The organism is Bradyrhizobium sp. NAS80.1, assembly GCF_001908205.1.
In the GTDB taxonomy this organism is placed as follows: domain Bacteria; phylum Pseudomonadota; class Alphaproteobacteria; order Rhizobiales; family Xanthobacteraceae; genus Bradyrhizobium.
Genome location: NZ_LGHL01000003.1, coordinates 15,319 through 27,459 on the forward strand (window position 1 = coordinate 15,319; position 12,141 = coordinate 27,459).

A 12,141-nucleotide genomic window follows, 5' to 3' on the forward strand; every position below is an offset into this window, starting at 1 on the left:
CGGGCCCTCGCAGGGAGACCCGGATGTCAGACCCACACGTCGCAAGTCACGAGCCGGAGGCCGCAGCGGCACGCCCGTCTACCGGCTTGCTGTCGCGGATCAATGCCGTCGTCGCTCGCTTGGGCATGTATCTGTCCGTGAGCGGCCTGCTCGTCATCGTCACCATCGTGTTCTATCAGGTGTTCGGACGTTACGTGCTCAATTCCAGCCCGACCTGGACGGAGAACCTTGCGCTGGTTCTGATCCTGTATGTCACGCTGATCGGCGCGGCCGTCGGCGTGCGGGATGCCGGACACATCGGCATGGACAGTCTGCTGGTGATGCTTCCGGATCGCCTGCGCGAGAAAATCGAGCTTGTAATCCACGTCCTCGTGGCCGTGTTCGGCGTTGCGATGGTCTACAACGGCTGGATACTCGGCGCGTCGGTTGGAACCGTGAAGATCCCCAATCTCGGCCTGCCTGAGGTCGTGCGCTACATACCGCTGATCGCCTCCGGCGTCTTGATCGTCTCCTTTTCAATCGAGCACATCATTGCTCTGCTGCGCGGCGAAGAGGTCGTCCCGTCATGGAATTGATCATTCTCGGCGCCTCCTTCTTCGGCTTCCTGATCCTCGGCGTACCGGTCGCCTTCGCGATCGGCCTCTCGGCGATTTGCACCATCCTCTACGAAGGCCTGCCGGTTGCGGTCATCTTCCAGCAGATGATGTCGGGGATGAACATCTTCTCCTTTCTCGCTATACCGTTCTTCGTCTTCAGCGGTGAGTTGATGCTGCATGGCGGCGTCGCCGACAAGATCGTGCAGCTCGCCAAGAACCTCGTCGGACACATCCGCGGCGGGCTCGGCATGTCGAACGTGGTCGCTTGCACGCTGTTCGGCGGCGTATCCGGTTCGCCGGTGGCCGACGTGTCGGCGATGGGAGCGGTGATGATCCCGATGATGAAAAAGGAAGGTTTCGACACCGACTACGCCGTCAACGTCACCACCCACGCTTCGCTCGTCGGAGCGCTGATGCCGACCAGCCACAATATGATCATCTATGCACTTGCCGCGCGCAAGGTATCGATCGGCGCGTTGATCGCCGCCGGCATCTTGCCGGCGCTCGTGCTGATGGTGTGCATGCTGGTTGCCGCTTACGCGGTCGCGGTGAAGCGAGGTTATCCCGCCGGTAAATTCCCGGGCTGGGCCGAGGTGTTCCGCTCGTTCGCGGCCGCGCTGCCCGGCCTTCTGATCGTCGGCATCATCCTGGCGGGCATCCTGTCCGGTGTCTTCACTGCAACTGAATCTGCCGCCGTCGCGGTCACCTACACGATCCTGCTGACGTTCTTCATCTACCGTACCATGACCTGGAAGAACTTCCTGCGGGCCGCTGCGAAGGCCGTGAAGACGACGGGCGTGGTGCTGCTGCTGATCGGCGTCTCCACCATGTTCCAGTATCTGATGGGGCTCTACGAGGTCGCCGACCTCGCCGGCGACATGATGAGCAAGGTCTCCACGCAACCCTGGGCCATCTTTCTGCTCATCAACGTCATCCTGTTCCTGCTCGGCACGTTCATGGACATGGCTGCGACCATCCTGATCTGCACCCCGATCTTCCTGCCAATAGCGATGAAGGCGGGCATGGATCCGGTGCAGTTCGGCATGCTGATGCTGATCAATTGCGCGCTCGGGTTGAACACCCCGCCGGTCGGAACGACGCAGTTCGTGGGCTGCGCCATCGGTGGCATCTCGGTGGGCGCGGTGATGCGCACAATCCTGCCGTTCTACGCCGCCCTGATCGCAGCTCTGATGTTCGTGACCTACATACCCGCGTTCTCGCTGTGGCTGCCCCGCTTACTGATGGGTTACAAGGGATAACAGCAACACAGGGAGAATCTGTCCGTGACCGACTATCGCAAGCTCTTCGATCTCACCGGCAAGACGGCCGTGGTGCTCGGCGCCGCCTCAGGCATCGGCAGGTCGTCGGCCGAGGCGCTGGCCGGGCTTGGCGCCCGCGTCGTCTGTGCCGATCGCGCGCTTGACGCAGCGGAAGCGACTGCCGCCGGCATTCGTGACAACGGCGGCTGGGCCGAGGCCGCCGCGTGCGACGCCGCGAGCGCTGCCGACGTCAATGCGCTCGCCAAAACCGTGATGCAGAAGTTCCCGCGGCTCGACATTGCCGTGACCACGCCCGGGCTCAACATCCGCAAGACCATCCTCGATTACACCGAGGAGGATCTCGACCGCGTCATCACGCTCAACGTCAAGGGTACGGTCTGGTTCTTCCAGGCCTTCGGCCGCATCATGGTCGAGCAAAGGGGCGGCAGCATCATCGCCTGCTCGTCGGTGCGCGCCGTCACGATCGAGCCGGGCCTTGCCGTCTATGGATCGACCAAGGCCGCCATCGGCCTTCTCGTGAAGGGCTTTGCCTCGGAGGTCGGCCGCTCCGGCGTGCGCGTCAATGCGATCGCTCCGAGCATCGCCGAGACCGCGCTGACCGGCCCGTTCAAGCAGCGCCCCGACATCTACAATCTCTACGCCGGCCACACCGTGTTCAACCGCTGGAGCAGCGCCGATGAGGTCGCAACCGCGGTGGCCTATCTCGCCTCGGACGCCGCAAGCTACGTCAGCGGCAGCACGCTGTTCGTCGACGGCGGCTGGACGGCGGTCGACGGGCCGCCGACCGGCTTGACCCAGCTGCACGAATAGGGCGGCCATCCGCATCTAGCCGACAAAGCCCACGCGTTGGCGCAGATCCCTGTAATCTGCGCCGGTCAGCAGCGCGATCAGCGCGGCCGCCTCTTTCGGATGCGCGGCCCGCGTGGTCACGCCGGCCGTGTACATCGTCACGAGCTCGGATCCCGGCGGCAGCGATCCTGACAGCACAATGCCGTCGGTCGCGATGATCTCGGTGGCCTGGGTGCACCCGATCGGCCTCGTGGCGGTGGATGCCGCAAGCTCCCTCATTGCGGTTGCGCCATTCGGAAAGATCTTCAGGCGCGAGGCGACTTCATAGGCGATGCCGAGCTGGTCCAGCACCTTGGCGACGTGTCGTCCCGCGGTCGAGGCCTTGGTATCAGGGACGTAGATTGCGTCGGCGCCGCGCAGCACCTCGCGCAGATCGGCTTCGGTCTTCACGGTCACCCTGGGATCGCGGCTGCGGACTGCCAGCGCGGTCTCGACCCGGCCGATATCGGCGATCGAGGAGCGGATCACGAGCTTCTCCTCGGCGAGCTTTGCAAGGAGGGCCTGCGTCAGGATGACGAGGTCGGCCGGCGTGCCTGCACGCAGCTTGTCGGCCATGATGCCGACCGCGCCGAACTCGCCGTCGATGCCGAAGCCGGTCTTTGTCTTGAAAGCGTCAGTGAGGCCGCGCACCAGGCCTTGCGCCGCGCCACCGCTCAGGATGTTCACTGTCATCACGATGCAAGCTCCATGGCTGCGATGATCTTGTCGCGCGTGATAGGAAGGTCGCGCACGCGCACGCCGAGGCAATCGAAGACCGCATTCGCGATCGCCGCCGTCACCGGACCGGGAGCAGCTTCGCCGGCACCGACCGGCTCGATCTCCGGCCGCTGGATGATCTCGACATCCACCACCGGAACCTCGCTGAAGGTGAGGATCGGATAGTCCGTCCAGGAGGTTGAGGTGATGCGGGCCCGGTTGAATCGGACGCGCTCCTTCAGCACCCAGCTCGTTGCCTGGATCGCGCCGCCCTCGATCTGGTTGACCACGCCATCCGGATTGATGGCCTCGCCAACATCGACCGCAAGCGTCAGCCGCTTCACGCGGATGTCGTCGGTTCCTTCGATCTCGGCAATCGCGGCGCAATAGGCGCCCATGTTCTTGTAGCGGGCGAAGCCGACGCCGTGACCGATGCCGGATTGCTTCGGTGGTTTCCACTGGGCGCGTCGCGCCGCGGCCCGGATGACGTCCTTCGCTCGATCGTCACGCAGATGCCGTAGGCGAAACTCGATCGGGTCTTCGCCGCGCAGGGCGGCGATCTCGTCGAGCAGAGATTCGATGGCGAACACGTTGCCTTGCGCACCCAGGGTCCTCAGCGCCGAGGTGCGCACCGGCATGGTCAGCAGCCGGTGGCTCGTGATCGTCCAGGCCGGAAAGTCGTAGAGCGGAACGGAATTGCGGTCGCCGCCGCCGCCATTGGCAGCCGGCGGATTGGACGAGATCATGCGCGGATACGGATCTGCGATCTCGGTCGCGGCGAGCAGCGCAGGCTGTGCCGCACGCCCCGGCCGCGCTGCGTGGCCATTGCTCCAGATCGCATGGCGCCAGCCGACGATGTCGTTGTCCGCATCGAGGTCGGCTTCGACCTCGATGGCCATGGCTGCACCGAACGGCGCATGGGACATCTCATCGTGGCGTGACCACTGCACCCGGACCGGGCGGCCGCTGGCAGCTTTCGCCAGCAGCACGGCATCGAGCGCGACGTCGTCGGCCGCGTTGTGTCCGTAGCAACCGGCCCCCTCCATGTGCTCGACAATGATGCTCTCGGCCGGCAGCTTGAGCACGATCGCGAGATCGGCGCGCAGCAGGTAGACACCCTGGCTGTGCGTCCAGACGTGGACACGATCGTCGTCCCATTGCGCCATGGCGCAGGATGGTGCGATCGAGGCATGCGCGATGTATGGGCGCGTATATTGCCGGCGGAGGGTTTGGGCGGGCTTGGGCGTCGTCGCCGCCGTCCTGGTATCGATGATGGTCGTTTCGACCGGCTGGCTCTTCAGGAAACCCGCAAGGTCATCTTCATTGGGCAGCGGCTCGCCGCCCGACCATGCCGCGCCCTTGCGTAAGGCTTTCAACGCGGCTTCCGCCGCCGCCACACTGTCGGCGACCACGCCGCCAAAGTTGCCATCGCGCACGATCGCGACGAGACCGGGGACGGCGCGCGCAGCCGCCTCATTGAGCACGATCAATCTGGCGCCCGAGACATCCGGCCGCAGCACGCGTCCGTGTAAGATGTCCGGCAGCGCGCGGTCGTGGATGAAGCGCGGGCGCGCGAACACCTTGTCGGGAATATCGACGCGCTGAACCGAGTGTCCGGCGACGGCGCGCTTGGCGGCAATCTTCGCTGCTGCGCCTGCCGTGGCGTCGTGGTCGAGAGAGACCTCGCCGGCCAGCTCCCAATAGCTGGTTCTGACATTGCCCGGTCCCGAGATCGTGCCGTCATCGACGTCGAGCTGGGATGGATCGACGCCAAGGCGTTCCGATGCTGCGGCCAGGAATAGCTGGCGCACCTCAGCGCAGACGTGTCGGAGCGCGCGGCCGGACTGCTGGACCGAAAGGCTGCCCGAGGTGACGCCCTCGTTCGGGCTCGTCGCCGTCGAGGCGCGGATCATCTCGATCCTGATGATCTCGACGTCGAGCTCGTCCGCGGCGATCTGGGCCAGCGCCGTGACGATGCCCTGGCCGATCTCGACCTTGCCGGGCGAGATCGCCACGTGGCCCTCGTCGGTGATCCGCACCCAGGACGACAGCTTTGGATTGGCCGCCAGGCTGACCGGCAGTTTCGGGGCGGGGGACGGTGTCGTCATGGCGCGGCCATCTCCAAAGCCGCCCGCAGCACGGCGCGAACCATGCGGTTATGCGATCCGCAGCGACACAGATTGCGATCGAGCGCCGCTCTGACCTCACCCTCCGTCGGCGACGGATTGCGCTTCAGCAGCGCCGCCGCGCTGACGAGGATTCCCGAGACGCAATAGCCGCACTGCATCGCCTGTTCGGAGATGAAAGCGCGTTGCAGCGGATGCGGTTGCTCCGCCGTGCCCAGGCCCTCCACCGTGACAATGTCCTTGCCGGCGACCGACCACATCGGCATGTCGCAGGAGGTTACCGCGCGGTCGCCGACCATGACGTAGCAGGCGCCGCACTCTCCGGCGCCGCAGCCAAAATGCGGGCTGGTGACCCCGAGCCGGCCGCGCAGCACCTCGAGCAGCGTCTGATCGGGATCGGCATCCACGGCGGCCGCGGCGCCATTGAGCTGGAATTGAATGTTGGGCATTATCACTCCACGGCCTCAGGACTTGTCGAACTTCTTGACGACGTCGGCCCATTTCTCGATGTCGCCGCGCAGGAACTTGTCGAACTCCTCCGGTGTCATCGACATGGGCACGGCGCCTTGCTCGGTCCAGAGCTTGACGATGTCGGGCCGCTTCACCATTGCGTTCACGGCGGCATTGAGCTTGTCGATGATCGGCTTCGGCGTGCCGGCCGGCGCCATCAGGCCCAGCCAGATCGTTGCCTCGTAGCCGGGTACTCCGGCTTCGCCAGCGGTCGGCACGTTCGGCAACACCGCGGATCGTTGCTTGCCGGTGGTCGCGAGCGCGCGGACCTGGTTCTCGCCGATATTCGGCGCCATCGCCGGCACCGCGTCGATCATCATCTGCACCTGCCCGCCGATCACGCCGCTGCGCGCCTCGCCGCTGTTGCGGTAGGGGACGTGCACGACGTCTATGCCGGCCATGGCTTTGAACAGCTCACCGGCCATGTGATAGGGCGTGCCCTGGCCAGAGGAGGCGTAGTTCAGCTTGCCCGGCTGCGCTTTGGCGAGCGCGATAAACTCTTGCAGCGTCTTTGCCGGAACTTGCGGGTTCACCACGATGACGAGATCGGAATAGTTCACCGGCGCGATCGGCGCGAGGTCGCGCATCAGCTCGTATTTGCGCTGCGCCGGGGTCAGCAGCGACTCGTTCGCTGTCTGGGTGTTGGACATCATCAACAGCGTGTAGCCGTCGGCGGGCGACTTCGCCCCCTCGACCGTGCCGATGACACCGCCCGCGCCGGTGCGGTTCTCGATCACGAAGGGCTGGCCAAAGCTCTCCTGGAGCACGTTGCCGATCAGCCGGGCCGCGACGTCAGCCGGCCCGCCAGCCCCGAAAGGAACCACGATCCGGACCGAATGAGCAGGATAATCTTGCGCAAGCGAGGGGGCAGCAGCGAATTCAGCAACCAGTCCGCCCGCCAATGCCAGCGCGAATCTTCGGGCTGTCATGCCCACCTCCCGGATCTCGTTCTTGTTGGCCGGCACTGTAGCGGCAGGTGAAGCGGACTGTCGACGCCTCACAAAGCCTAGCGGGCAGGGAATATCGGGCAGATTTCGGTGTGACCGCGCCGCCTTTCGCGGTTGCGGCAGGAACCCGCGGCGCGTGCGGTTTGAGCAAATCGCATGGGCATTGCCGGATAAATACGCTCGGCTGGCTGGTATTTTGGTGTTACGAATTTGGTCATGAACCAGCACGCCAAGATCGAAATCCGCCACTCGACCTGTCCGCACGATTGCCCGTCGGCCTGCGCGCTCGATATCGAGGTGGTCGAAGGCCGCAGCATCGGTCGCGTCCGCGGTTCGAAAAAGCAGACCTACACGGCGGGCGTCGTCTGCGCCAAGGTCGCCCGTTATGCCGAGCGCATCCATCATCCTGAAAGGGTGACATTTCCGATGCGCCGCATCGGGCCGAAGGGCTCCGGGCAGTTCGCGCGGATCTCCTGGGACGAGGCGCTGGACGAGATCGGAGATCGCTTCAATCAAGCCGAGCGCGAGTTCGGCGCGGAATCGATCTGGCCCTATTACTACGCCGGCACGATGGGGCTGGTGATGCGTGACGGCATTAACCGTCTCGCGCATGTGAAGAGATACTCGCGCTTCTATTCGACGATCTGCGCCAACGTTGCGCGTATCGGGTTCGCGATCGGCACCGGCAAGATCGCCGGCGTCGATCCGCGCGAGATGGCGCTGTCCGACCTCGTGGTGATCTGGGGTACCAATCCCGTCAACACGCAGGTCAACGTCATGACGCACGCCGCGCGGGCGCGGAAGGAGCGCGGCGCGAAGATCGCGGCGGTCGACATCTACGACAACGAGACCATGAAGCAGGCTGACATCAAGATCATCCTGCGCCCCGGCACCGACGGCGCCTTCGCCTGCGGTGTCATGCACGTCCTGTTCCGCGACGGCTATGCCGACCGCGCCTACATGTACAAATACACCGATTGCCCTGATGAACTCGAAGCGCATCTGAAAACGCGAACCCCCGAATGGGCCTCCGCGATCTGCGGGGTGCCGGTGGCGGAGATCGAGGCCTTTGCGAAAGCCGTGGGCGAGACGAAGCGGACCTTCCTCCGCCTCGGTTACGGTTTCACCCGCTCGCGCAACGGCGCGACGCAGATGCATGCGGCGCTTTGCATTCCCGCGGTGACAGGCGCCTGGCAGCATGAAGGCGGCGGCGCCTTCTTCAACAATTACGCGCTGTGGCATTTCAACGAATCCGTCATCGAAGGTCACGACGCGATCGACAAGACGACGCGTGCGCTCGATCAGTCGAAGATCGGCCGCATCCTCACGGGCGACGCCGAAGCCCTGCACGGCAAGGGGCCGGTCAAGGCGATGCTGATCCAGAACACCAATCCGATGACGGTCGCGCCAGAGCAGGCGAGGGTAGCCCAGGGTTTCGCGCGCGAGGATCTGTTCGTCGCGGTGCACGAGCAGTTCATGACCGAGACGGCGCAGATGGCCGACATCGTGCTGCCGGCGACCATGTTCATGGAGCATGACGATCTCTATTACGGTGGCGGCCATCAGCACATCTCCGTCGGTCCGAAGCTGATCGAGCCGCCCGGCGAATGCCGCTCCAACCACGAGGTCTTGCAGGCGCTGGCGCCGCGACTTGGCGCAAAACATCAGGGCTTCGAGATGACGCCGCGCGAACTGATCGACGCGACATTGAAGCTCAGCAACCACGGCGACATCGCGGGGCTCGAAGCCGACATCTGGCGCGACCTGCAGCCGGACTTCCGCACGTCGCATTATCTCGACGGCTTTGCCCATGCCGACGGGAAATTCCACTTCAAAGCCGACTGGGCCCATCCGCCGTTCGGCATGACGATGGGGGACGTCGACAAGATGCCGTCGCTGCCGGACCATTGGGCGGTGATCGAGCACGCCGACCAGGTCCATCCGTTCCGGCTCGCGACCAGCCCCTCGCGCAGCTTCCTCAACACCACCTTCAACGAGACGCCATCGTCGCAGGCGCGCGAGGGCAAGGCGAGCGTGATGATCCACCCCCTGGACGCCACCGCGCTCGACATCGCCGATGGCGATGCCGTGACACTCGGCAACACCCGAGGCGAGACCACGCTGGTTGCGACGCTGTTCGAGGGCGTGCGGCGCGGCGTGCTAATCGCGGAGTCCGTTCACCCCAACAGCAATCACATCGGCGGCCGCGGCATCAACATGTTGACAGGGGCCGAAGCCATCGCGCCGATCGGCGGAGCCGCGTTCCACGACAACAAGGTCTGGATCAGGAAAGCCGTCGCGACCTGAGGCGTGCGCCCGGGCCTCGATCTCCTGCAATTTGCGTCGAGGCGCTAAAGCGGCGCCTCCCCGCAGATTGCTCTTGCACCTGCCGCCCGGGCTGCCGCAAATGGCTGCAAAACGGCAGCAAGGAAGCGAGTGCCATGACCGACACCACAAGCGTCATCACCGAGAAGCGCGGGCAGGCGTTCTGGATCATCATCAACCGGCCGGAGAAACGCAACGCGCTGAACGGCGACGTGATCGCCGGCATCACCAAGGGTTATCGCGACGCGCACGACGACAAGGACGTCCGTGTGATCGTGCTGACGGGCGCGGGCGACAGGGCGTTCTGCGCCGGTGCCGACCTGCAGAATTCCGGTGCGGCTTTCGCGATGGATCATTCCAGGCCGAATGTCGACTATGCCGATCTGTTGCGCCTGTCGCAGAACGCCACCAAGCCCGCGATCGCCCGCGTGGGCGGTGTCTGCATGGCCGGCGGCATGGGCTTGCTCTGCATGACCGACATGGCTGTCGCGGCCGATCACGTCATCTTCGGCCTGCCCGAGGTGAAGGTCGGCGTGTTCCCGATGCAGGTCTTGAGCCTGTTGCAGTCCATCGCGCCGCCGCGGCTCGTCAACGAATGGGCGCTGACGGGCGAGCCGTTCGACGCGAAAGCGGCTCAAGGAGCGGGCCTCCTCAACTACGTCGTGCCCGCGGCCGAGTTAGATGCCAAGGTCGACTGGCTGATCGGCCGCATCGTCGACAAATCGCCGACCGCCATCCGCCGGGGTAAATATGCGATGCGCGCGATCGCCTCGATGTCCTTCGACGAGAGCATCGCCTACACCGAAAGCCAGATCGCACTGCTCGCGATGACCGAGGACGCCAAGGAAGGGCTGAAAGCGTTCAGCGAGAAGCGCAAGCCGTCCTGGACGGGGAAATAACCATGTCAAATCGGCAGGCCTGAGTTCTAGCCGTGGAGACCCGCAATAACCCACGATGCGGTTATTCAGACACGGGGGTAGGGGCGAGTCCGATAAGCGCTGCTCTTGCTCGTTCCTCGTGGCGCTTCTTGGAGCCCGCGATCAGCTGTTTGCGAGTGCGTTTGGCATAGGTTGGCAGTTGGCGTGCCGATCGATGACGGCCGGCTGCGCGTAACTCAGCATCAGTGAGATCGCTGTCCGCACCTTCAGTAAATCCACCGTGACGGAATGAGGTAAAGGAGAGTTCACTCCGAAGCTCAGCTGCCGCGACGATCCTTTTTACGACACCGCGCAAATAACGCAGGTCCTTGCGATCTGTGATCCAAGGGAGCTGTGTAGGGGATCTGCGATGTTCATGATCGCGCCGAAAGACCAGCCCCGAGACTACAGTTTCCTTGATGGCGTCGAGCTCCGCCATCAGTTCGGGGAAAAGAGGTTCGCCCGTTTCGTCGAATAGTGGCCACCAGGCTTCCTCGCCATTCTTCGGATGCACGATCTTCACGCTGTTCGGCCGCTCCTTTGGCCGATAGTGCGAGATCTCGAAAGCTCCGAAGACGTGCTCTTCGCGTTGCAGCCACTCCCAGGTCAACAACGCGGCAGTTCCGACCGAGCGGTATCCGAGCTTCTTCGCCGCCGCCCTGAACGCGACGAGTTCATCCCAAGTCGCTGTGGGCGTCTGGCGGACAGGCTGGCCAGGCGCACGGGTCTTTAGCCCCATCCGCAAAAATGGATTGATCGCCGGCACTTTCGTTTCTTGTGCGCGCTGCCCAACAAACCATGCGCGCCTGCAAGAGGCCATGGCTGCATTGGCAAAGCGGCGACGCTCGCGCTTGATAACGTTCCCACATGCGTCCCTGTCTTCCACAACGAGCAGTTTCGCGTAGATTGCGTCGACGAAGCCTTTCGTAAAATCGGAGAGGTGCTTCGAGCCGGCACGAGTGCCGTCCTTCAGTGTGTGATTAGCGAACAGGGCAAGACTTTGCTTGTATAAGCGCTGCGTGTTGTGATCGATCTCTCTCCATTTCTGGTGGGCTTGGAAGATGCTGACCAGCCAATCGAAAGTGCCAGGCGCGGGAGAAGGCGGAATCATATCGGTCAACCCTCGTGAGCGCCAACTGTCGAAGGCGGGAAGGAGGATATTCTCAACTCGGTCAACGGCAGCGGCGTAGTGTTCCCCTAACGCTTCGGCCTTGACGTTGCAGCCCTGCTGTCGAGCCCAGGTCGGCGGTTCAAAGAAGTATGCGCATCGATCACGCTTCAATGGCTTTCGTCGGCAGTAGCGCGGAAGCTTCGATCCAGTTTGGGATAATTTCATACGAGAGAAACCAGGTCTTCCGATCTGTCTCGATCCATTGACCTCGCCGGTGCCGCGAAGTTGTCGATGGCAGCCTTCGACCAAATTGGCTGTCGCGCGCGTCCAATTCCGCGATAGCCAACGGGAGCTGGTGCCTCGCCGCGACCAACAGCGCGTGCGAGTTCACCTGTATCGCGATAATCGAGGTAGGCGGCGGCCATGTCAGCGCGCATGAGTGCAGGCCATGTGCCGATGGGCGGATAACGGGCAGGAAGGGCAGGGCGAAGTGCCATGAGCGTAGGTCAATGGTCGAAATGTCCGGGCTGTGTCATCAAATCCTCAAGTCGTTTGAGGGGCTCCTGACCTGTGGAAGGCCCAAAAGGTAGAGCTTGTGGTCAAACGTCTTGCCTCTTGCGCGCATACTTCCAAGCCCTCGTGTCAACGCCACCTTCGATATTGAAAGCCAGTGCGCCACAGAAAAAGGAGAGCAGAGAGCTCGTGTGGCAATCGGCTGGCATGGCGTGAAAATAGGACGGACGATGTAGCCTAACAGAAACGATCAGGGTCGCACGCGTGGTCG

The 12,141-nt window shown here is 63.8% G+C and carries 10 protein-coding genes; 5 read left to right on the forward strand and 5 right to left on the reverse strand.

The window, feature by feature from the left end:
* The first annotated feature begins 23 nt into the window (after window positions 1-23).
* From AC629_RS00455 to AC629_RS00465, 3 genes are read left to right on the forward strand one after another with little or no spacing between them, the layout of a single operon-like run.
* Window positions 24-575 (forward strand): TRAP transporter small permease, encoded by a 552-nt coding sequence (locus tag AC629_RS00455; RefSeq protein WP_084802822.1) that lies wholly within the window; start codon window positions 24-26, stop codon window positions 573-575.
* The gene (locus AC629_RS00460) at window positions 566-1,855 is read left to right on the forward strand and encodes a TRAP transporter large permease (protein WP_084802823.1); all 1,290 of its coding nucleotides are present in this window, start codon (window positions 566-568) and stop codon (window positions 1,853-1,855) included. Before AC629_RS00455 ends, AC629_RS00460 begins: the two co-directional genes overlap by 10 nt.
* A gap of 24 nt (window positions 1,856-1,879) precedes the next feature.
* Window positions 1,880-2,686: an SDR family NAD(P)-dependent oxidoreductase gene (locus AC629_RS00465; RefSeq protein ID WP_084802824.1), complete on the forward strand. Its 807-nt coding sequence runs from the start codon at window positions 1,880-1,882 to the stop codon at window positions 2,684-2,686.
* A 15-nt stretch (window positions 2,687-2,701) separates the two neighbouring features.
* Here the strand turns inward: AC629_RS00465 and AC629_RS00470 are convergent, their stop codons facing one another.
* Genes AC629_RS00470 through AC629_RS00485 form a run of 4 tightly spaced genes read right to left on the reverse strand, consistent with a single transcriptional unit; the run spans window position 2,702 to window position 6,986 of the window.
* Window positions 2,702-3,400 (reverse strand): molybdate ABC transporter substrate-binding protein, encoded by a 699-nt coding sequence (locus tag AC629_RS00470; protein ID WP_084802825.1) that lies wholly within the window; start codon window positions 3,398-3,400, stop codon window positions 2,702-2,704.
* A complete protein-coding gene (locus AC629_RS00475; RefSeq protein ID WP_084802826.1) occupies window positions 3,397-5,529 on the reverse strand; it encodes a xanthine dehydrogenase family protein molybdopterin-binding subunit in 2,133 nt (710 codons plus the stop codon). The genes AC629_RS00470 and AC629_RS00475 overlap by 4 nt, the downstream gene beginning before the upstream one ends.
* Window positions 5,526-5,996: a (2Fe-2S)-binding protein gene (locus tag AC629_RS00480; RefSeq protein WP_084802827.1), complete on the reverse strand. Its 471-nt coding sequence runs from the start codon at window positions 5,994-5,996 to the stop codon at window positions 5,526-5,528. The genes AC629_RS00475 and AC629_RS00480 overlap by 4 nt, the downstream gene beginning before the upstream one ends.
* 15 nt (window positions 5,997-6,011) lie before the next feature.
* Entirely contained in the window at window positions 6,012-6,986 is a 975-nt protein-coding gene (locus tag AC629_RS00485) for a Bug family tripartite tricarboxylate transporter substrate binding protein (protein WP_084802866.1), read from the reverse strand.
* A gap of 234 nt (window positions 6,987-7,220) precedes the next feature.
* Between AC629_RS00485 and AC629_RS00490 the strand changes: the two genes are divergently transcribed.
* Together AC629_RS00490 and AC629_RS00495 are read left to right on the forward strand one after the other, a co-directional pair.
* Window positions 7,221-9,311 carry a molybdopterin-dependent oxidoreductase gene (locus AC629_RS00490; protein ID WP_084802828.1) on the forward strand — a complete coding sequence of 697 codons (2,091 nt, stop codon included), beginning with the start codon at window positions 7,221-7,223 and terminating at the stop codon, window positions 9,309-9,311.
* Window positions 9,312-9,445: 134 nt separating this feature from the next.
* Complete coding sequence (locus tag AC629_RS00495; protein WP_084802829.1) at window positions 9,446-10,228, forward strand: enoyl-CoA hydratase/isomerase family protein; 783 nt, start codon at window positions 9,446-9,448, stop codon at window positions 10,226-10,228.
* Between the two features lie 61 nt (window positions 10,229-10,289).
* On the opposite strand, the gene AC629_RS00500 is transcribed toward AC629_RS00495, so the two are convergent.
* Window positions 10,290-11,528, reverse strand: coding sequence for a site-specific integrase (locus AC629_RS00500; protein ID WP_084802830.1), 1,239 nt, complete (start codon window positions 11,526-11,528; stop codon window positions 10,290-10,292).
* Between the last annotated feature and the right edge of the window lie 613 nt (window positions 11,529-12,141).